This is a genomic window from Roseixanthobacter psychrophilus (assembly GCF_043195195.1).
Taxonomy (GTDB): domain Bacteria; phylum Pseudomonadota; class Alphaproteobacteria; order Rhizobiales; family Xanthobacteraceae; genus NCEH01.
Window position 1 is genome coordinate 169,001 of sequence record NZ_JBAFWT010000003.1, and the last position, 19,478, is coordinate 188,478.

Below are 19,478 nucleotides of genomic sequence, written 5' to 3' on the forward strand. Positions count from 1 at the left end.
AGGATAGGGGCGCCGCCCCATGGAATTGTCGGCCACCGCCACGTTTTGACTTGCATCATTTTGGCCGGCATATACCTACCGCAAGGTAAGAGTATAATGAATACATCCGAGGAGCACGCCATGACCTCCGTCGCCGATTTCAAGAGCATTCTCGTCGGCATCGCCGAAGAGGGCAGCGATCACGCCAGTTCCGCCCTGGCCTACGGGCTTTCCTTCGCCCAGGCGGCACAGGCCCACATCACCGTCCAGGCCGCCGCCTTGAAAGTGAGCGTGCCGCGCAGTGCGGTGAGCCATTTCGCTTCAGAGCTGGCCGGCGCGGAAAACCGCCGGGTTCGCGAGGCTGCGGCCGCGACCGTGGAGCGGGCGCGCGGCACCGCCGATGCCGCCGGCCTCACCTGCTCGGTGGAAACCCTGCAGCTTCCCTTTGCGGAATTGCTGGATGCGTTCGTCAACCAGGCGCGGGTGCATGACGTCAGCGTGCTGGAAACCACGGCCGAACAGATGGAGATGGCGCGCGACGTTCTCGAGAATGTCGTGACGCGCAGCGGCCGCCCCGTGCTGGCGGTGCCGCCGGGCATCACCCTCTTCCGTGCCGAGCGCATCGCCATCGCATGGGACGGCAGCGAGCGGGTCGCCCGCGCCGTTGCCTTCGCCCTGCCCCTGCTGAAGGCCGCGAAAGAGGTGGAGATCCTCTGCATCAAGGGCGAAAAGGACCTCACCCATGCCGTGCCCGGTGCCGAGTTGGCGCCCAATCTCGTCCGCCACGGCGTAAGCGTCAGCGTGAACGACGTGTCCGTGCGCGACGGCGATGCCGTCGAGACGCTGCGCGGCCAGATGGGCATCTTCCGCGCCGACATGGTGGTGATGGGCGCGTTCGTGCATTCGCGCCTGCAGCAATGGTTCCTCGGCGGTTTCACCCGCGCCCTGATCGAGCGTTCTTCGGTGCCGCTGTTCCTGGCCCATTGATCGCCGCAAAGACCCGCGCCCACCGTGCAAGGGCGCTGAGTTCCAATGCCGGGCCGCAGTTTCGCGGCCCGGCAAGTTTCGATCATGGTTAACGACATCTGCACGATCGGCGGGCAGAAACGGCCTGGATTTCAAGAGTTGCGGCGATTGCTGGGCGCGCCGGCCTCAGCTTTTGCGCAACAGTGCCAAAAAACGCCATAAGGCGCTGCCAGATAAAGCCGCCTGCCGCGCCGCCGGACGGCATCAACCCGGCGGGCCCAGGACGAATCCAAGGACACATCCCCATGATCTCTCGACGGTCCCTCCTCGGTGGTCTGCTGACCGCCGTCGCCGCCGCCGCCGCACCCCTCGCCGTCGCGAGCCAGGCGGAGGCCCAGGTCTTCATCCAGCCGGCCCCGCCGCCCCTGCGGATCGAACGCCGTCCGCCCCCGCCGCGTCCGGGCTGGGTGTGGGTGTCCGGTTTCTGGACCTGGGATCCGCGCCGCCGCAGCTATGTGTGGGTGCCCGGCCGCTGGGTCGCGGGCCGTCCCGGCATGCGCTATCGCGATGGCACCTGGGTGCGCCGCGGCAATGTGTGGGTCTACAATCCGGGCGGCTGGCGGCGCTGAGCCTGCCGCACACCAGGACGTGAAAAAAGGGGACCGTTCGCCGGCCGGCGAACGGTCCCTTTGTATTTCAGAGCCGTTTAAGAGACTGTTTGAAAATGCGCGGGTCTTGGACCCCATTTTTTCTGAATTTCAAAACAGGCTCTTACAACCCAAAAGAGAAGCAGGGCGCCGAGATCGTTCTTCTCCCCTTCCCACCGCCTCCCGTACCCCACCTCTCCCCGGCGGGGAGAGGGGGGGTATACGGACGATCCCGCAAAGATCGCCGCGATCAGGCGGACGGGGTCGCCGGCGCCTGGCCCGATTCGGGAGCGGGCGCCTCGACCGGAACCTCGGTGGCGGCATGGGCGGCGAGCGCGTCGCGCAGGGCGTTCTCCTTGGTATGGTCGAAGGAGGTGCTCATCACCGTGCCGCCGACCCCGCGCAGGTCTTCCAGCACCTTGTCGGTGGTCATCTTGCGGATCAGCAGGAACAGGCCGGCGGTGCCGGGCTGGAGCGCTTCCGCCGCATCCTTCACGAACTGGTCGTTGATGCCGACATCGGTCAGCGCCCCGCCGAGCGCACCGGAGGCCGCGCCGATCGCCGTGCCCACCAGCGGCATCATGAAGATGAAGCCGATCAGAGTTCCCCACAGCGCGCCGGACATGGCGCCCGTGGCGGTGGTGTTGATGAGCTGGTTCAGCTTGATGTGGCCGTTCTCATCCTTCACCGCGATGACCGCATCGCCGAGTTCGATGAGATATTCCTTCTGCATGCCCAGGATCTTGTCGCGAACCTCGACGGCCCGCTGTTCCGAGGGGAAAGCGATGAAGACAAGATCGCTCATGGCCGGTGTCCTTCATTTACGCAGATCGGGGCCGCGCGCAGGCGCGGCGCGGCAGCTTCGGCCTCGGGCGCCCGCGGGAAATGCACCCGCACAAAAGCCGCCCGCCAACCGGAAGCCGCGGCATGTTTGACACGGTTTCATGTCAATTCAAACAGCGGAAGCTGCGGCGTCGCAGCATTGCGGAACGCCCGCAGCGGGACGCCCCAGAAACGCCAGAGGCCGGTTCCCGCAGCAGCTCGCGCAGCGGTGCTTTGGTACGGCGCGAGCCGTGCTCACCGCGCGGGGGCGAAGGTCTGCGTCTTTCCCTCCGGCCCATCGGTGACCCGCACAGCGGAACCGGGCACGGGATCTTCCACGGCCGATTTGCCGGCGGTGGATTTGCGATCGGCTTTCTTGTCCAACGCCTTCTTGCCTGACGCCTTCTTCTGTGTGGCCTTTTTCCCGGCAGCCTTCTTGCTCGCCGGCTTCTTGTCCGACGCGGCGGGCAAATTCCCGGAAGGCGAGCTGAGAGACGCAACCCGCTCCGACGGTGTTTTCACTGCATCCTCGACGGATCTGCGCATCTCGGCAGCAGCGTTTTCGAGCACCGCCTTCTTGGGAGCAACCTCCGTGGAGGCAACCTCCTTCGAGGCGGCCTTCTTCGGGGTGGCCTTCTTGGCCGCGCCTTTCTCGGGCGCAACCGCGATTGGAGCCGGCTTTTCCATTGTCGGCGACGGCTTGGCCGGCAAAAGCCCTGCCGGCGCATCTTCCTGCGGCGGCGCCCCGGCCTTGTTACTCATCGCCTTTTTCGAAGGGGCCTTCTTGACGTCGGCCTTCTTCACCGTCGCCGCCGCCTCGGCGGGCGCCACCGCACTCGGGGCTGCGGTCCCATCGTCCGACACCTCGGCCGGAGCCTTGCCCTTGGCCGGGGGCTTCTCCTTGACCGTCGTCTTAGCAGCCGTCTTGGCCGCCTGCTCCGCCAGGGCCGCCTGCCGCGCTTCTTCCTTCGCGGCATAGCGCGCGGCGGTCTGGGCGGCGAACTGCAGGATGATCTGCGCCAGCCCCTCCTCCTGCACCGCCGCGGCGGCGCTCTCGGCGCTGAACCAGAAGCCGACACGCTCGGAACGCTCCGGCCATTTCTTCACATAGCGCTTCACCTTCATGGGAAACACCATGACGTCGCACGGCACGGTGTGCGTTGGAGACAGGCGCTTCTCATAACTGTAGAGGCCGATTGCCGTGGACGACGTGGCGCCGATCAGCCCCGCTTCCTCATAAGCTTCCCGCGCCGCCGTCTGCGGCGGCTTGAGCCCTCGGATGGGCCAGCCTTTCGGCACCACCCAGCGGCGCGTTTCGCGTGACGTGATGAGGCGAATCTGCACCTCGCCGTCCTGCCTCTGACGATACGGCAAGGCGGCATATTGCATACGGCGCAACGAAGGTTTTTCGGACGTAATTGGCATTTGGCGGCAAAGAATCTCCCTGCCAACATTATGGCGCAACGCAGCCGTCATAATCGGGGCGGGACGAAAAAATTCCGCGCCCCCCTTTCGGAACCGTTCTGCTGTTCCGACGTTTGAGGCATTCATGGTCCCGGTCACGCGCCCGGCAAACAGTGGAGACGCCCATGTCCCGGCACCCCCAGGCCGCACCGGCCGCCTCGGACGCACGAGCGGAGCCTGATACCAGCGATCTGCGCGCGCGTCTGGTCGCCGCCTTTGGTTCCGTGCGCGGGGAGAGCGAGCATCGCGCGGCGCCGCTTTCGGCCGAAGACCAGATGCTCCAGTCCATGCCGGACGCGAGCCCGATCAAATGGCATCGCGCGCACACCACCTGGTTCTTCGAGCAATTCGTTCTGCGGGACTATGCGCTCGGCTACGTGCCGTTCGACGACCGCTTCGCCTTCCTGTTCAATTCCTATTATGTCGCCGCCGGCCCGCGCCACGAGCGGCCGAAGCGCGGCCTGATCTCCCGCCCCACCATGCAGGAGGTCGGCGCCTATCGCGCCCATGTGGACTCAGCCGTCGTCGCCCTGCTGGATCAGGTGGCGGACGACCGCCTCCCCGCCCTCGCCGCTTTGATGGAAATCGGCTTCAACCACGAGCAGCAGCACCAGGAGCTGATGCTCACCGACATCCTCCACGCGTTGTCCCAGAACCCGACCGATCCCGCCTACGATCCAACATGGACCCCGCCGGCCACCGGACCGGACATGGGGGAGGATCGGCGCGCACAGCCATCGATCGCCGGCGGCATCTACCGCATCGGCCATGAGGGCGAGGGCTTCGCCTTCGACAATGAATCCCCCGCCCACCAGGTGTTGGTTCCCCCCACCCGGATCGACCGCCATCTCGTGACCAATGGCGACTGGCTGGACTTCATGCAGGCCGGCGGCTACCGGGACCCGCTGCTGTGGCTTTCCGAGGGCTTCGGCGCGGTCCAGGCGGGCGGCTGGGAGGCGCCGCTCTATTGGCGCGAAATCGATGGGCAGTGGTTTTCCCTCACCCTTGGCGGATTGCGGCCGGTGGATCTGACCGCCCCGGTCTGCCACGTCAGCTATTACGAGGCCGATGCCTTCGCCCGCTTCGCCGGCAAATCGCTGCCCACCGAGCAGGCGTTCGAGGTGGCGGCCGGCAAGGGCCTATTGGCCGATGCGTTCGGCGTGGTCTGGCAGTGGACCCGCAGCTTCTACGGCGCCTATCCCGGCTATCGCGCGGCGCCCGGCGCGCTCGGCGAATACAACGGCAAGTTCATGGTCAACCAAATGGTGCTGCGCGGCTCCTCGCTCGCCACGCCCCAGGGCCACGAGCGGGTCACCTACCGCAATTTCTTCCATCCCCATCAGCGCTGGCAGTTCACCGGGCTGCGCCTCGCCGACGAAGCGATCTGATCCAGGAGACCCGATGTCCCTCTCCCATCCCGCCGAGCGCGCAGAGCCGCTTGCCCCGACCGCGGAATTCGCCCGCGATCTCGCCCTCGCCCTGTCCGCCCGGACCAAGCGCCTGGCGCCGAAATATTTCTACGATGCCACGGGCTCTGCCCTGTTCGAGCAGATCACCCAGCTTGAGGATTATTACCCCACCCGCACCGAGATCGGCATCCTGGAGGCGCACGCGCACGACATCGCCGCCTTGCTGCCGCCGGGCGGCGTCCTGGTGGAGTTCGGCAGCGGCGCCAGCGTAAAGGTCCGCCTGCTGCTGGACCGCATTCCCCACCTCGCCGCCTATGTGCCGGTGGATATTTCCGCCGAGTTCCTGGAGCGCACGGCGAGCGATCTGCGCCGCGCCTATCCCGGCATCGAGATCCTGCCGCTGGCGGGGGATTTCACCCAGCGCTTCGCCCTGCCCGAACTGGCGCGCGGCCGCCCGCTTCTGGGCTTCTTTCCTGGCTCCACCATCGGCAATTTCGAGCCGGCGGAAGCGCGCGACTTCCTCGCCCACGCCCGCGAGACGCTGGGGGCGGGTAGCCGCATGATCGTCGGCGTCGACCTCGTGAAGGACCCCCGCCTGCTCCATGCGGCCTATAATGATGCGGAGGGCATCACCGCGCGGTTCAACAAGAATGTGCTCGCCCGCGCCAATCGCGAACTGGGCGCGGACTTCGACCTGTCCGCCTTCGTGCATCGCGCGTTCTTCAACGCCCCGGCGAGCCGGATCGAGATGCACCTCATCAGTGCCCGCGCGCAGACGGTGCATGTGCAAGGCGCGGCCTATTATTTCGCCACCGGCGAAAGCCTGCATACCGAATGCAGCTACAAATACACGCTCGACGGCTTCAAGGACCTCGCCGGTGACGCCGGCTGGGTGAGCGAGGCGGCCTGGACCGATTCCGAACGGCTGTTCAGCGTGCACCTGCTGGCGTCTCCCGACTGAGGGCATCGACGGCCCCGCGCTCGCACCTCGCCTCTGAGGCAAGCCCGTGGGGCAAGTGCCTGAGGTTTGTCCACATTTGCCGAACGGCGTGCTGCGGCGCGGTGGTAAAACCGCTTGGCCTTGGGTTTGCTTCGTGTGACTTTGGCGAAATCAAGGTCGCACCGGAGCGGGGGACATGCTGATCGAGGATCGCGGACCAGGATTTCAGGGAAAGGCATCCCTGCAAGGCTGGCTGATCTGGGGCACCGCGGCCCTGTTTTATCTCTACGAGTTCTTCGTGCGCGTCGCGCCCTCGGCCATGGAGCCGGAATTGCAGGCCCATTTCGGCCTCTCCGCCGCCGCTCTGGGCGCCGCCGCCGGCACCTATTACCTCATCTATTCGCCCATGCAGCTCATCTCGGGCACCATCATCGACCGCTTCGGCGTGAAGCAGGTGCTGGTGGTCTCGGCGCTGATCTGCACCTCCGGCGCGTTCCTGGAGATCATCGGCTCCAGCAGCCTGTTCCTGGTGGTGGCGCGGTTCGCGCAGGGCTTCGGCTCGGCCTTCGCCTTCGTCGGCACCATGTATATCGCGGCGGAATGGTTTCCCCGCTCCATGCTGGCGCGACTCTCGGGCCTCACCACCTCGCTCGGCATGGCGGGGGCGATCATCGGCAATGCCGGCATCGCCCGGATGGTGGAGACGCTGGGCTGGCAGAGCGCGCTGGTGGGCGCCGGCTTCGTCGGCCTCGGCGTCACGGCGATGATCGTGTTCGTCATCCCGAGCAAGCCGCCCGCCGGCACCGACGTGCCGCATCCCTATAAGCCGAACGTGCTGCGGGCGCTGCGCATCGTCTATGCCAATCCGCAGAGCTGGTATCTCGGCATCATCGGCGCGGCGCTCTACATGCCGCTGTCGATTCTCGGTGCCCTGTGGGGGGCGGAATATATCTCCGCCGTCACCGGCGCCTCCAAATTGGAAGCCACCGGGGCGGTTTCCATGATGTATGTGGGCTGGCTGGTGGGCGGGCCGCTGGCTGGCTTCGTCTCGGACAAGCTCGGCATCCGCCGTCCGATCCTGCTCTATGCCAGCGCGGCGACCCTGGTGGTGACCTTCGTGATCGCCATCATCCCCAACATGTCGCTGCCGGTGGCCTATCTGCTGCTGCTGCTGCTCGGGCTGGCCTCGTGCTCGCAGGTGATCTGCTTTGCCACCGTGGTGGAACACAATCCCCACACCGTTACCGGCACCGCCCTCGCCTCCACCAACATGATCATCATGCTTTTGGGCGGGGTCGCGGAATGGGCGTTCGGCCTGGTGCTGGACCTGGTCGCGGGCACCAGCGACACCACGCAATATTCCGCGCAGGCGTACCATTACGCCATCCTGATGCTGCCGGCGATCTCGCTGGTGGGCCTCGGCGCGGCGACCCTGGTGAAGGAAGCCAAGGAGATCGTCGGCGTTCAGGAAGCGGCCGCGCCGGCGTAGCGAAAGCGGCCAAGCCGGGCGGCCTCACGCTCCGCCCGGCGTCCGGCCTCTCACAGGCGGGTTAGTTCGCTCTGGATGCCCTTGCTGAGCTCGGCGCCGTCGTCGAGCGGGGCGAGATAGTCGATGGCCATCTGCCGGAAGCGCGGCAGGCCCTTGTAGGCCTCAATATCGGGATGCAGGTCGCGCAGCACGCGGTGCAGCCGCTTGCCCCATTTGGGCACACGCGCCACCTCCTCCAGGCTCGCGAGATAGCAGCGGATGCCGAACAGGATGGCATTCGAGCGCGGCAGGCGGAACAGGGTCTGCAACTCCACCCGCAGATGCACCTTCTGCCCCACGTTATCCGGCGTCACGCTGGCCTTGTCCGGACCCCAGACGGGATAATTCTCCGGCGAGGTATCGAGCCGCGGATTGATGGTCATGGTCCAGTTCAGCCGCCGCACCGGCTGGCCATATTGCAGACGCAGCAGATATTTCAGCGCGCGATCGAACACGCCCTTTTCGTGCGCCAGCGGCACCGGCCCGTGCCATTCGTGGAAGCTCATGCCGATGTCGAATTCGAACGACCAATCGGCCTGGGTGGTGACCATGCCGCCGTCCACATAGAGATTGTCCTCGCGCTGGTCCTGCAGCGTGAAATCGCCCTGGGCCTGGCGGGTGATATATTCGAACGGCGGGCACGGCAGGGTTTCCGCCTTGCCGAAAGTGAAGCTCTGGTGGATGCCGAGCGGCCGGTTGATCCAGGTCCACAGGTCCCCCGCCTTGGTGAGGGAGAAATGCGCGGGATAATCGGCGGCCAGATTCTCCATGATGAGTTCGAGCGTGTCCCACTGGGCCGCCATCATGTGCGGCAGCACCTGGCAGCGCTTGGGATCTTCCGCCAGCACCTGCGCCCGCTCGCGGCACTCGGCGACATAATGCTCGTCCACGTCGAACACATGATCATAGGCCGGGCTGGCGCCGCCCTTCACATGCGGCTCGATGTTCACCGAATACATGTATTGGTCTTCGGGAAACGGGAACGGAAAGTGCAGGATGGCCGCGCTGGAATTGCGATAGGTGAAGTCGTGGCGGAAGGTCTCGTTGGGCTTGAATTGAAGGGTCATGAAAAGTCCTTCCGGTCACGAAGAAAGTCTCGGGAACATCCCCTCTCCCGCGTGCGGGGGAGGTCAGGGAGGGGGAAAGCCGCATCCCCCGCCGAAGCATCAGCGCAGCGTGAGAGGCGCCCCCCTCACCCCAACCCTCTCCCCCTCGGGGAGAGGGAGCGGATCGTTGATACGCTTCAAAAATCCAACACCACCTGCGCGGTGCGGGCGCGCGACACGCAGGGCATGATGAATTTCTGCGAGGCCTTCTCCTCGGCCGAGAGAAAATCATCGCGATGCTCCACCTCGCCGTCGAGCACGTCGAGCTTGCATTCCCCGCACGCCCCACCCCGGCACAGACACGGCGCCGCGATGCCCTGCGCCTCCAGCGCTTCCAGCAGGGTCTGGTTGTCGCCGACCTGCACCTCGATGCCGGATTTCGCCAGCACCGCCTTGAACGGCAGGCCGCCCGAGGCATCGCCGAAGCTCTCGCGGTGGATTTTGCCCGAAGGCCAGCCGAGCGCCACCGCGCTCGTTATCACCGCATCCATCAGCGCGCGCGGGCCACACGTATAGACATGGGTGCCGAGCGGCTGGCGCGCGAGAATGCCGGCGAGATCGAACGCCGCGCGCCCGTTGCCGTGGATGAAGATGTCCTCTCCCGCCGCGTGGGGCGCCAGCAGCTTTTCGAACACCGGCGCCTCGTCCGCCGTACAGAGCTGGTGCAGCTCGAACCGCGCGCCGCGCGCCTTGAGGGCCGGCGCATAGGACAAGAGCGGCGTGATGCCGATACCGCCGGAAATCAGCAGATGCTTCCTGGCCTTGGACGCGAGCGGAAACAGATTGCCCGGAACCCCGATCTCGATCACATCGCCGCGCGCCACGCTTTGGTGCAGAAACCGCGAGCCGCCGCGCGACTGGGCCACGTGGCGCACGATGATTTCATAGCGCTCCCGGCTCTCGGGCGGGGAAACCAGGGAATAGGCATTCTTCATCACCCGCCCCTCGTGGCGCAGGGTGACCATCACATGGGCGCCGGCCGATGGGGTCGGCAGCGCCCCGCCGTGCAGGGGCGCGAAGGCGAAGCGCTTCAGGGTGGGCGAAAGCTGCTCGATCTCGTGGATGCGGACCGGGATCGGACCTGAGGCGATCATGCGTAAAGCTCCTCCGCATCTGGAACATCGCCGGGCGCCTCGGCGTCCACCTGCACGCCCATATAGGCGGCGTGCCGGCGGGAGAAATGATCGCGCACGAACAGGTTCGCGCCGCAGCCACCGCAAGTGAAGATGGAGGTGGTGACCCCTTCCCCATAGGTGCGGCAATGCACGCAGAACACGCGCCGGGCCATGCTGCCGGTATGGGCGAGGCGGATTTCCTGGCGGCTCATGCCGGCCTTATCGGCGATGCGGAACACGTCCCACAGGAACGGCTCTGAGCCGGTGGCGTAGAGGCGCAGGCCCATGGTCTCGCGCGCGAGACGCTCTTCCAAAGCGGAGAACAGATGGCCGTTGGCGCGGAACGGCCGCACGCTCTCGCCCTGCGCATCCACCACGGAGACGGGCAGCAGAGCGCTGCGGTTCACCACGGTCCAGGTCTCGAACGCAGCCGGCTCGAACCCCTCCGCCAAAACGTCCGCCGGCAGCGTCGGGCCTTCCACCACTAGCAGATGATGCCGGCCCGCCGGATCCAGCTCCAGCGGCGCATATTTGGGCCGGCTCTTGATGCCTTGATCGCTCATGATGCCTTCCGCTTCAGGTCAAAAATTCTGAGGCCGAGCGTCCGCGCCGCCCCTCACCCCAACCCTCTCCCCGGCGGGGAGAGGGGGTTTTGGACTGTCCAGCCCGCATCACCTCGCACCTGGAAAAGCCGTTCCGCCCCTCACCTCTCCCCCACGGGGAGAGGTCGGCCGCGCAGCGGACGGGTGAGGGGGCAGGCCGGCCCAACGCCTCGCGCCGCTATGCCCGCACCCGCGTCTTCTGCGGATCGAAATGCGGGAACGGCACGATCTCAGCGGGAATGCGCTTCTGGTGGCCGTCCAGCTTGCCGATTTCGATCGGCCCGCCCGCCTCCGCCGCCGCGATATCGAGCCGTGCCAGCGCGATGTTCTGCTTCAGGATCGGCGACTTGGTGGCACTGGTGACGACGCCCACCTGGGCGCGGCCGCTATAGATGGGATCGCCGTGACCCACATCGTCATTGGAGCCGATGAGCAGCCCCACCATCTTGCGCGCCGGATTGGCCTTGCGGCGCAACAGCGCCTCGCGGCCGACGAAATCCTCGTCCTTGGTGGCGACAGCAAAGCCGATGCCGGCCTCGAACGGGTCGGTCTGGTCGCAGAAGTCGTAACCCGCGAACACCAGCCCGGCCTCGATGCGCAGCATGTCGAGCGCGGTGAGGCCGAGGGGCGTCAGGCCCTTGGGCGCGCCGGCGGCCCACACCGCATCCCACAGCGCGGTTGCATCCTTGGGATGGCACCAGATCTCGAAACCGAGTTCGCCGGTGTAGCCGGTGCGCGAGACGATCAGCGCCGGCCCCTGCGGTCCGCCGAGGCGGGCGATGGCGAAGCGGAACCATTTCAGCTCGGCAATCGCGGGCTGCACCGGCGAGGTCCAGATGATCTGCAAGAGGATCTCGCGGCTCAGAGGCCCCTGCACGGCGATATTGTGGAGCTGGTCGGTGGAGGATTTGACCCAGGCTTTCAGGCCCCATTCGGCGGCCTTGTCGCGCAGCCATTTGCCGGTGAATTCCTCGCCGCACACCACGCGGAAATTCGCCGGGCCGAGGCGGAAAACGGTGGCATCGTCGATCATGCCGCCGTGCTCGTAGCACAGCGCGGTATAGACCACCTGGCCGACCGAAAGCTTGCGGATGTCGCGCGTCACGGTGCGCTGGAGCAGAAGCTCCGCATCCGGGCCGGTCACCTCGAATTTGCGCAGCGGCGAGAGATCCATCACCGCCGCCTTTTCGCGGCAGGCCCAATATTCCGCGATCGGCCCGGCGCCGGTGAAGCAGGTGGGCAGCCAGAAGCCGCGATATTCCACGAAATTGCGGGTCTGCTCGGCGATCCGGGGGTGAAAGGCGCTCTCCCGCGTCAGGCGCGGCTCGGCTTCTGGGTTCATGCGGAACGCTGTTCCCTTGGAGATGGGGGTGCCGCCGTCATAGACGCGGACATGGATGTCGGTGGGGTGCCAGGCATTGGCGGAATCGATGTCGTCGGCGCACGAGGAGGAGGCGCACAGAAGATCCGTCATGGCGCGCAGCAGCACATAATCGCCGGGGCGCGACCATGGCTCGTCCATGGTCAGCGCGTTGGAGCTTTCGACGCAGGTATTGAAGAAGAAATTGATCGCCGGCCAGCCGCGCTTCTCCTTGATGCCATACGGCCTCAGCACCATGTTGAAATTGTCCGAGCAATTGTCGTGGCCCGGATAGCCCATGTCTTCGTAATATTTGGCCGAGCAGGCAAGCGCGAACGTGTCATGCCGCCCCACCGTGTCGCGCACCACCTCAATGAGCGGCATCTGGCGCTCGTCGAAATATTTCGAATGCAAGCCGGGGCCGGGATAGGCCGAGCCCATCAGCGTGCGGGTGGTGGTGGAATCGAGGCCGTATTCCAGCCCCTCCTCGTCCAGCGCCTTGGCGTCGAAGGCGAGGAAGTCGGAGCATTGCCGGCCTTCCACGTCGATGATCTGGATATAGTCGCCGGCCTTCACGCGGTACGCCTTGGCGCGGGCCGCGGGAATGCGCAGGTCCAGCACCATTTCGCCCAGCGGCGGCGGCAGGTCCGGCAGGGAGCCGGCGATGCGGGTAATCTCCACCTTCAGGTCCGTCGGGGGCGTCTGCTCGTCCGGCGCCATCAGCGGACCGCCGGCGGCAACGATCACCAACAGGTCGCGCAGCGCGGTCAGGCTCACGCGCCCACCGGGCGCGTCATCCCCGAGCACGGTGCGGGCTAAGGCGGCGGGATCGATGCCGCGCGTCGCGAAGAGGCGCGCCACGTCCGCGCCGCCTTCCCCGTTCAACCGCGCGGCGAGCGGCGCGCCGAGCGGGGCCGCATCGAGGCCCAAGGCCTGCACTGCCGCAAGGCCCGAAGCGTCGAAGGCGAAGATGTCGGCGGCCTGAAAGCCCTCGGGATCGGTGATGCGGATTTCATCGCCCGCCTGCAGGACAAAGGCGGCGCAGCCGCCGCCGCGCACCACGCCGCGCTCGGCCGGCGCGCGGGGCGTTGGGGGAGAGCCGGACGTCAGGGGAGGCGCGGTGATGGCATCCATGAGTTTCAGTCCGGATCGGTGAGCGAGCGATAGCGCCCGCGGTAATAGATGAGCGGTGCGCCCTCGCCCTCGGCATGGAAATGCACCACCCGGCCAACGAAAATCTCATGGTCGCCGCCGTCATAATGGGCGTAGGCGGCGCATTCGAAGGACGCATGGGCCGGGCGCAGCAGCGGCGCGCCCGAATGGCCCTCGTGGAGTTCGAGATTGGCGAACTTGTCGGGACCGCCGCGCGCGAACCGGTTGGACAATTCCTCCTGCCCCTCCAGCAGCACGTTGACGGTGAAGAAATCCAAAGCTTCCAGCCGCGCCAGCGAATGCAGCGAGCGGGCCATGGAGAACAGGATCAGCGGCGGGTCGAGGGAGACCGAGGAGAAGGAATTCACCGTCACGCCGAGCGGCCCTTCCGCGTCGCGGCCCAGCACCACGGCGATGCCGGTGGCGAACCGGCCGAGCACGTTGCGCAGTTCGCGCGGATCGAAGCGGGCGTCGAGATCGATTTGGGTCATGACGTGAAGGCGCTCCTCGCTCCCGCGTCCGCCGATGCCGTGCGGAACGCCCGAAGCGGCGAGGGTGACGGAAGCCGGCAGGGGGGACAAGCCTTGTCCCCCCCGGTGCGCATCCGTGCCGCGGCGTCCCGCGTCCGGCTGCATGGCGGCGCGGTTCACGCCACCTTGGCCGGCTGAAGCTCGGCGAGGAGCTTCTCGGCGAAGGCGCGCTTCTGCGCGTCGTCCATCTTCTTCACTTCGTTGTTGAGCATGCGCTGGTTGATGGACTTGTTCCAGTAATCGAGGCTCTCGAAGCCCAGCAGCGAGGCCTTGCCGACGAACTGGCGCAGCACTTCGTTGGTCGGCCCCATCACCCAGCCGGCCTTGCCGTCGCGCAGATAGCGCTCGATCTGCAGCGCCGGGCGATAGCCCGTGCCGCCGCAGGCGTGCAGCATCTTGTCGGTGACATGGGTGACGTTCTTGGCGGCCTCGAACTTCACCTGCCAGAGCCAATGCAGCAGCGCCGAGCGCGGCAGCACGTCGAGGTCCTTGTGGATCGACCAGTCGCAATTGTTGGTCACGCTGTCGAGCGCCTGGGCCATCTGGAAGACGAAGGCGCGGCAGGTGTTGGTGTCCATGATCGCCTCGCCGACATAATCCTGGATGGTCGGATAGTCGGCGACGCGCATGCCCACGTCATTGTGGGTCTTGCGGGTGGTGTGGCGCTTGGCGATGTCGATGACCGCGAGCGAGATGCCGTTCCAGCAGGCGGAGGAGCAGGTGAGGAAGAACGGGTCCACCACCTCGTCATTGGATTTCGCGCCGTCGCCGATGGGGCCGACCATGGCATCCTTGGGGATCACCACGCCTTCCACCTGGATCGGGCCGGACTGGTTGCCGCGCAGGCCGAGGCCGTCCCATTCGGACGGATTGGACTTCACGTCGTCCTTGAGCACCAGGAAGCAGGAGAGATCGGAATAATCGCCGGAGAAGCCGGGGCTGGTGGTCTGGAGGATGTACCAGTCGGCAAAGCCGCCGGAGGTGGTCCAGGAGGCCTTCTTGGTGATCTTCCAGCCCTCGCCATAGGCTTCCGCCTTGGAGGAGATGGGATACCAGAAGTGCGAGCCGGTCTCGGGATCGGAATAGGAGAGCGTGCCGATCAGCACGTCGGCGTCGAGCCGCTTGAGAATGTCGGTCAGGCGGGCATTCTCGTGATAGCGCAGCAGGGCCGCGGCCACGGCGCCGAGATGCATGGTGTAGCACATGGCGGTGGAGGGGCAGCCGTAGCGGGCGATGGTTTCCACCACCATGGCGGCGCAGACATGGCTTTCACCGAGGCCGCCGAGATCCTTCGGCACGGTGAGCGAAAGCAGGCCGAGGGTCGCGAGCGCCTCGAAATTCTTGCGGGGATAGATGTATTGGGCGTCGCTCTCGATGGCGTTGGCGCGCAGCGTGGTCTCGCACAAGGCGATGAGCTTGCCCTGCAACTCCTTCTGAGCGGGGGTGAGGAGCCATTGCGGGTCCCATTCGAACCCGAGGCCCCAGAATTCTTCCTGGCCCCACATTTTGACGTGCGACATGACGCTTGCTCCGAACGCCCGGCGCCTCAGCACGCGGGCGGTGAATGTGCACGGCGCGCCTGTTCCCCTCAGTGAACTTTTTTGCCGCCGCAGAAACAGATTGCCAAATGCACGGTCGGACGCAAGAACCAAAAGCAGGCACGTAATTGCTTTCAAAATAGGCATATCGCGCAAAAGCAAAGGCTTGGATATTTTGAGAAGCCTATTTTACGGGCACATTATCCAAAAGATTTCTTCTCAGGAAAAGTAATTGACAGAAAATGCCTATCGCTCAAGGATGGCCCCGCCTTGCAGAGCCCCGAGGGACACCAAGAATGAGCCCCATCCCATTGCGCCAGTCGATCCTCAACGAACGCCATCGCGCGCTCGGGTCGAAGCTGGAGGAATCCTGGAACGACACCGCTCTTCCCCAGCATTACGCCACCGACCCCTATGAGGAGACCGAGGCGGTGCGCAACCGCGCCGGCCTGATCGACGTTTCGGCGCTGAAGATCGTCGCTGTCTCAGGTCCCGACGCCACTGCCTTCCTCAACCGTCTCGTCACGTCGGATGTTGCAAAGATCGCGCCGGGCCGCTCCATGATCTCTTCCATGGTCGGAGAGGACGGCGGGTTGATCGACGACGTGCTGATCTATTGCGACAGCCCCACCAGCTATCGCCTCTCCCACGGCGGCGGCGCCACCGAGGAGGTGCTGCCCCTGCTGACCGAGGGCCTCGACGTCACCTTCGCGCGCGACGACGACGTGCACATCCTCTCGCTGCAGGGGCCGAAGGCGCTGGAGATCCTCGATCCCGACACCCCGCTGGACATGGCCTCCATCCCCTATTTCGGCCATGCGCCCACCACCCTCTACGGCATCGAGGTGTCCATCGCCCGCGGCGGCTATTCCGGCGAGCGCGGCTATGAGGTGTTCGTCAAGGCCAAGGACGCGGTCGAGGTGTGGGACAAGATCCTGGAGGCCGGCAAGCCCTACGGCATCATGCCGGTGTCGTGGGATTGCCTGGATATCGGCCGCGTCGAAGCCGCCCTGCTGTTCTTCCCGTTCGACATGCCCCACAAGGACACCACCCCCTGGGAAGTGCTGATGGACTGGACGGTGGACCTCTCCAAGCCGGATTTTCGCGGCAAGGCGGCCCTGATCGCCCGCAAGGGCACCGAGCGCAGCCACCAGGCGGGGCTCGAAGTGCAGCATTTTGCCGCCATCACGCCAGGCGCCAAGATCTTCAAGGACGGGCAGGAAGTGGGCACGGTGAATTCCACCGTGTTCAGCCAGCACCTCATGAAGTCGCTGGCGCTGGTCTCGCTCTTGCCCACGCTCACCGCGCTCGGCACCGCCGTCACCGTGGTGGACGATGGCAAGAGTTATGAGGCCAACGTGGTGCGCACGCCGTTCTACGATCCCATGCGCCTGCGCACCCACCCGCTCGCCGAGCGCGGCTGAGCCTCGCGGCCGGCGCGGTCGCCCCCCTCACCCGCCCGCTCCGCGGCCGACCTCTCCCCCACGGGGAGAGGTGAGTCATGGCCCGGTCCAGAGTCCCCGTTCTCAAGCCCACAACGGCTCCCCCTCTCCCCCACGGGGAGAGGGCCGGGGTGAGGGGGAAAGCGCGCAAACGCCACCCATCTCCCCCCTGCATTAAGCATCTCTATGCGGCTAAGAAGTGCCAATGGCCGTGCGGCGAAGGCTTCTGCTATGATGACAGTGCGGGACGACCTTGGATCGGGGCAGGACGGTACGTGATTTTCACATTCAAGCAGATTTCATGCGACGCGCGCCGCGCGACGCCCCTTGTTGCCACCCCCCGTGCCGCCCTGCCCCTCATCGCCCTCTTCCTGGCTGCGACGACCCTGCTCGCCGGCTGCGCGGATCGGCCCGGCGCCGACGTGCTGACGCCGAACCTCGCCGAGGCGCAGGGCGCAAAGCCCCACACCATTCTGGTCGCGACCACCCGCGCCCGCGACCCGCGCCCCGGAACCCTGTTCAGCGGCGAGCGCGGGAACGGGCTCGACTTTGCGACCGTGACGCTCACCGTACCGCCCTCGCATAAGCCCGGCGGCATCGAATGGCCGAAACAGGCGCCCGGCAATCCCCGCGACCGACATGGTCGTGCACGCTGCGGTCTATCGCGACACCGATCAGGACTTCGTGCGCGACCTCAACACCCAGCTGGCCGCCCTCCCTGCAGGCCACAAGAACGTGCTGGTGTTCGTGCATGGCTACAACACCATGTTCTCCGAGGCGCTGTATCGCCTCACCCAGATGGACCATGATTCCGACGTGCCCGGCGTGCCGGTGCTGTTCTCCTGGGCCTCGCGCGGCAAGACCGAGGATTATGTCTACGACAACAACAGCGCCACCGCCGCCCGCGACAATCTCGAAAATACGCTGAGCCTCGTCGCCTCCAGCAAGGCCGAGAAGATCACCATCATGGCCCATTCCATGGGCAATTGGGTGACCGTGGAGGCGCTGCGGCAGATGAAGATCGCCGGCAAGGGCATTCCGCCCAACCGCATCGGCAACATCATCCTCGCCGCGCCCGATATCGACGTGGACGTGTTCAAATCCCAGCTCAAGCGCTTCGGCAAGCCGGAGAAGCCGTTCATCGTCATCGTCTCGCGCGACGACAAGGCGCTCGGCTTCTCGGATTTCCTGGCCGGCGGCAAGGTGCGGCTCGGCAATTACACCAATGACGCGGAACTGGTGGCCTTGGGCGCCGTGGTGGTGGACATGACCAATGTGAAGGCCCTCGACCCCATGAACCACGGCAAGTTCGCTCAGCTTGCCGAACTCGCCCCGGCCCTGCGCGGCCAGATCGCAGCCCGGGCCGCCACCGTCGGCGACATGCCCAGCACCATCGAACTGGACGGCATCCAGATATCAGGCATCAACCGGAACGTCGGCATCCTGCCCGGCACGGTCGCCACGCCCGCGGCGCCCGTCGCACCCGCGCCCTGAGGCGCGGGCCCCCGGAAGACGGGCTCCGTTAGGACGCAGATACCCGCCTCGGTCCGGGTCGCGTCACGCGCCGGGCGGCGGCTGGATGTTCAGCGTGGTCACGGTGAGCTTGTTCACCGTCAGCTCATCGATGGTGAGCGTGCGGATGCGGCCGCGCCGGATGGCCAGCCGGCCGATCGCCAGCGCGCCGATCGCCAAGGCCCCCACCGCCAGCGCACCCACCGCGAACGCGCCCAATGCGAACGCGCCGCCGGCAAGTACACCGCTGGCAAGGGCGCCCGACGCGGCGGCGGGGACGGCGGCGGGCGCGCTGGTGATCTGTGAACGGCGCTGCATGATAAGCTCCCCCGAAAGAGCGTGGCGCGGGCGCATCCGCCCGCCCCTCGCGTCCGCGCGTGCGGCCCCAGGCTCAGCCGACGCCGTATTGCTTGAACCAGGCGAGCATGCGCCGCCAGCCGTCCTCGGCCGGCTCGCGACGATAGCTCGGACGATAGTCCGCATGGAAGGCGTGGGGCGTGTCGGGATAGACCACGATCTCCACGCTCTTGCCGGCGGCCCGCGCCGTGTCGCGCTGCTTCTCCACGTCGGCGACCGGGATGCCGGTGTCGGCGCCGCCATAGAGGCCGAGCACGGGGGCCTTGAGGTCGGCGGCGACGTCGGCGGCGGTCTTGGGCTGGATGTCGGTGCGTGCGCCGCCGAGCGGGCCGTACCAGGCGACGGCGGCCTTCAGCTTGGGATTGTGCGCCGCATAGAGCCACACCGCGCGCCCGCCCCGGCAGAAGCCGGTGACGGCGAGGCGGTTTTCGTCGCCATGTGAACTCTTCACCGCCCAGGCCACCGTGGCGTCGAGGTCGGAAAGCAGCTCGGCGTCGGGCTTCTTGGAGATGATGTCGCGCACGATCTGCTGGATGTCGGTCATGCCCGTGAGATCGCCCTGGCGGGCGTAAAGCTCCGGCGCGACGGCGCAATAGCCCTGCTTGGCGAGGCGGCGGCAGATGTCCTTGATATATTCGTGGACGCCGAAAATCTCCTCCACCACCAGCACCAGGGGGAACGGGCCGTTGCCCTGCGGCATGGCGCGATAGCCGGGCATGGCGCCGTCGGCGGTGGGGATCTTCACCTCGCCCGCCACCAGGCCGGCGGAATCGGTGTGGATCGCCTGCGCCTCCACCGAGGTGGTGGCGAGGGTGATGCCGGCGATCAGGCCGGTCATGACGAAGCCGCGCCGGGAAAAGGGGTCGCGCACCAATCCTTGAAGCCCGTCGAGGGCGGGATCGGCGGCAGGCGCGATGGGGGATGTGTCCATGGCGATCTCCGTGTGCTGGCCGCAGGCTGAGCGGCCCCGTCCTGTGCCACGGGACGCGGGCGAGAAGTAGGGCACAGG

18 protein-coding genes are annotated in these 19,478 nt (G+C 66.4%); 7 read left to right on the plus strand and 11 right to left on the minus strand.

Going from position 1 to position 19,478, the window contains the following annotated elements; all coding sequences use genetic code 11:
* The first annotated feature begins 120 nt into the window (after window positions 1-120).
* Together V5F77_RS04790 and V5F77_RS04795 are read left to right on the plus strand one after the other, a co-directional pair.
* Window positions 121-966, plus strand: coding sequence for a universal stress protein (locus V5F77_RS04790; protein ID WP_429004186.1), 846 nt, complete (start codon window positions 121-123; stop codon window positions 964-966).
* A 284-nt stretch (window positions 967-1,250) separates the two neighbouring features.
* Window positions 1,251-1,574, plus strand: coding sequence for a twin-arginine translocation signal domain-containing protein (locus tag V5F77_RS04795; RefSeq protein ID WP_429004187.1), 324 nt, complete (start codon window positions 1,251-1,253; stop codon window positions 1,572-1,574).
* Window positions 1,575-1,842: 268 nt separating this feature from the next.
* On the opposite strand, the gene V5F77_RS04800 is transcribed toward V5F77_RS04795, so the two are convergent.
* On the minus strand, window positions 1,843-2,397 hold the full coding sequence (locus V5F77_RS04800) for a DUF1269 domain-containing protein (RefSeq protein ID WP_429004188.1): 555 nt from the start codon (window positions 2,395-2,397) through the stop codon (window positions 1,843-1,845).
* Between the two features lie 272 nt (window positions 2,398-2,669).
* On the minus strand, window positions 2,670-3,758 hold the full coding sequence (locus tag V5F77_RS04805) for an NUDIX hydrolase (protein ID WP_429004189.1): 1,089 nt from the start codon (window positions 3,756-3,758) through the stop codon (window positions 2,670-2,672).
* 245 nt (window positions 3,759-4,003) lie between these two features.
* Between V5F77_RS04805 and egtB the strand changes: the two genes are divergently transcribed.
* The 3 genes from egtB to V5F77_RS04820 all read left to right on the plus strand — a co-directional run bounded on the left by egtB (window position 4,004) and on the right by V5F77_RS04820 (window position 7,716).
* Entirely contained in the window at window positions 4,004-5,266 is a 1,263-nt protein-coding gene (gene egtB, locus V5F77_RS04810) for an ergothioneine biosynthesis protein EgtB (protein ID WP_429004190.1), read from the plus strand.
* 13 nt (window positions 5,267-5,279) lie between these two features.
* Window positions 5,280-6,248, plus strand: coding sequence for an L-histidine N(alpha)-methyltransferase (gene egtD, locus V5F77_RS04815; protein WP_429004191.1), 969 nt, complete (start codon window positions 5,280-5,282; stop codon window positions 6,246-6,248).
* Window positions 6,249-6,423: 175 nt separating this feature from the next.
* Window positions 6,424-7,716, plus strand: coding sequence for an MFS transporter (locus V5F77_RS04820; RefSeq protein ID WP_429004192.1), 1,293 nt, complete (start codon window positions 6,424-6,426; stop codon window positions 7,714-7,716).
* 50 nt (window positions 7,717-7,766) lie between these two features.
* Here the strand turns inward: V5F77_RS04820 and V5F77_RS04825 are convergent, their stop codons facing one another.
* The 6 genes from V5F77_RS04825 to V5F77_RS04850 form a co-directional block, all read right to left on the minus strand.
* Window positions 7,767-8,822, minus strand: a complete 1,056-nt coding sequence (locus V5F77_RS04825; protein ID WP_429004193.1) for a heme-dependent oxidative N-demethylase family protein — start codon at window positions 8,820-8,822, stop codon at window positions 7,767-7,769.
* A gap of 176 nt (window positions 8,823-8,998) precedes the next feature.
* On the minus strand, window positions 8,999-9,955 hold the full coding sequence (locus tag V5F77_RS04830) for a PDR/VanB family oxidoreductase (RefSeq protein WP_429004194.1): 957 nt from the start codon (window positions 9,953-9,955) through the stop codon (window positions 8,999-9,001).
* A complete protein-coding gene (locus V5F77_RS04835; RefSeq protein ID WP_429004195.1) occupies window positions 9,952-10,539 on the minus strand; it encodes a dimethylamine monooxygenase subunit DmmA family protein in 588 nt (195 codons plus the stop codon). Before V5F77_RS04835 ends, V5F77_RS04830 begins: the two co-directional genes overlap by 4 nt.
* Window positions 10,540-10,756: 217 nt before the next feature.
* Window positions 10,757-13,072 carry a DUF1989 domain-containing protein gene (locus V5F77_RS04840; protein WP_429004196.1) on the minus strand — a complete coding sequence of 772 codons (2,316 nt, stop codon included), beginning with the start codon at window positions 13,070-13,072 and terminating at the stop codon, window positions 10,757-10,759.
* Between the two features lie 5 nt (window positions 13,073-13,077).
* Window positions 13,078-13,581, minus strand: a complete 504-nt coding sequence (locus V5F77_RS04845; protein WP_429004197.1) for a flavin reductase family protein — start codon at window positions 13,579-13,581, stop codon at window positions 13,078-13,080.
* Between the two features lie 155 nt (window positions 13,582-13,736).
* A complete protein-coding gene (locus V5F77_RS04850) occupies window positions 13,737-15,140 on the minus strand; it encodes an acyl-CoA dehydrogenase family protein (RefSeq protein ID WP_429004198.1) in 1,404 nt (467 codons plus the stop codon).
* Window positions 15,141-15,454: 314 nt separating this feature from the next.
* Here V5F77_RS04850 and V5F77_RS04855 point away from each other — a divergent pair, with 314 nt between their 5' ends.
* Entirely contained in the window at window positions 15,455-16,582 is a 1,128-nt protein-coding gene (locus V5F77_RS04855) for an aminomethyltransferase family protein (protein WP_429004199.1), read from the plus strand.
* A 317-nt stretch (window positions 16,583-16,899) separates the two neighbouring features.
* Here the strand turns inward: V5F77_RS04855 and V5F77_RS04860 are convergent, their stop codons facing one another.
* Window positions 16,900-17,241, minus strand: a complete 342-nt coding sequence (locus V5F77_RS04860) for a hypothetical protein (protein WP_429004200.1) — start codon at window positions 17,239-17,241, stop codon at window positions 16,900-16,902.
* Between V5F77_RS04860 and V5F77_RS04865 the strand changes: the two genes are divergently transcribed.
* Window positions 17,240-18,094, plus strand: coding sequence for an alpha/beta hydrolase (locus V5F77_RS04865; protein WP_429004201.1), 855 nt, complete (start codon window positions 17,240-17,242; stop codon window positions 18,092-18,094). The two genes, V5F77_RS04860 and V5F77_RS04865, sit on opposite strands and share 2 nt — an antisense overlap.
* Window positions 18,095-18,157: 63 nt before the next feature.
* On the opposite strand, the gene V5F77_RS04870 is transcribed toward V5F77_RS04865, so the two are convergent.
* On the minus strand, window positions 18,158-18,430 hold the full coding sequence (locus tag V5F77_RS04870; protein WP_429004202.1) for a hypothetical protein: 273 nt from the start codon (window positions 18,428-18,430) through the stop codon (window positions 18,158-18,160).
* Between the two features lie 73 nt (window positions 18,431-18,503).
* Window positions 18,504-19,400, minus strand: coding sequence for a dienelactone hydrolase family protein (locus V5F77_RS04875; RefSeq protein ID WP_429004203.1), 897 nt, complete (start codon window positions 19,398-19,400; stop codon window positions 18,504-18,506).
* Window positions 19,401-19,478 lie beyond the last annotated feature (78 nt).

What these genes read in the sequence shown, in the direction of transcription:
- V5F77_RS04795 (WP_429004187.1), top strand. Translation starts at nt 1,251, where the DNA reads ATGATCTCTCGACGGTCCCTCCTCGGTGGTCTGCTGACCGCCGTCGCC.
- V5F77_RS04840 (WP_429004196.1), bottom strand. Translation starts at nt 13,072, where the DNA reads ATGGATGCCATCACCGCGCCTCCCCTGACGTCCGGCTCTCCCCCAACG.
- V5F77_RS04835 (WP_429004195.1), bottom strand. Translation starts at nt 10,539, where the DNA reads ATGAGCGATCAAGGCATCAAGAGCCGGCCCAAATATGCGCCGCTGGAG.
- V5F77_RS04845 (WP_429004197.1), bottom strand. Translation starts at nt 13,581, where the DNA reads ATGACCCAAATCGATCTCGACGCCCGCTTCGATCCGCGCGAACTGCGC.
- V5F77_RS04825 (WP_429004193.1), bottom strand. Translation starts at nt 8,822, where the DNA reads ATGACCCTTCAATTCAAGCCCAACGAGACCTTCCGCCACGACTTCACC.
- V5F77_RS04875 (WP_429004203.1), bottom strand. Translation starts at nt 19,400, where the DNA reads ATGGACACATCCCCCATCGCGCCTGCCGCCGATCCCGCCCTCGACGGG.
- egtB (WP_429004190.1), top strand. Translation starts at nt 4,004, where the DNA reads ATGTCCCGGCACCCCCAGGCCGCACCGGCCGCCTCGGACGCACGAGCG.
- V5F77_RS04820 (WP_429004192.1), top strand. Translation starts at nt 6,424, where the DNA reads ATGCTGATCGAGGATCGCGGACCAGGATTTCAGGGAAAGGCATCCCTG.
- V5F77_RS04865 (WP_429004201.1), top strand. Translation starts at nt 17,240, where the DNA reads ATGGTCGTGCACGCTGCGGTCTATCGCGACACCGATCAGGACTTCGTG.
- V5F77_RS04800 (WP_429004188.1), bottom strand. Translation starts at nt 2,397, where the DNA reads ATGAGCGATCTTGTCTTCATCGCTTTCCCCTCGGAACAGCGGGCCGTC.
- V5F77_RS04870 (WP_429004202.1), bottom strand. Translation starts at nt 18,430, where the DNA reads ATGCAGCGCCGTTCACAGATCACCAGCGCGCCCGCCGCCGTCCCCGCC.
- V5F77_RS04790 (WP_429004186.1), top strand. Translation starts at nt 121, where the DNA reads ATGACCTCCGTCGCCGATTTCAAGAGCATTCTCGTCGGCATCGCCGAA.
- V5F77_RS04860 (WP_429004200.1), bottom strand. Translation starts at nt 17,241, where the DNA reads ATGTCGGTCGCGGGGATTGCCGGGCGCCTGTTTCGGCCATTCGATGCC.
- V5F77_RS04830 (WP_429004194.1), bottom strand. Translation starts at nt 9,955, where the DNA reads ATGATCGCCTCAGGTCCGATCCCGGTCCGCATCCACGAGATCGAGCAG.
- V5F77_RS04850 (WP_429004198.1), bottom strand. Translation starts at nt 15,140, where the DNA reads ATGTCGCACGTCAAAATGTGGGGCCAGGAAGAATTCTGGGGCCTCGGG.
- egtD (WP_429004191.1), top strand. Translation starts at nt 5,280, where the DNA reads ATGTCCCTCTCCCATCCCGCCGAGCGCGCAGAGCCGCTTGCCCCGACC.
- V5F77_RS04855 (WP_429004199.1), top strand. Translation starts at nt 15,455, where the DNA reads ATGAGCCCCATCCCATTGCGCCAGTCGATCCTCAACGAACGCCATCGC.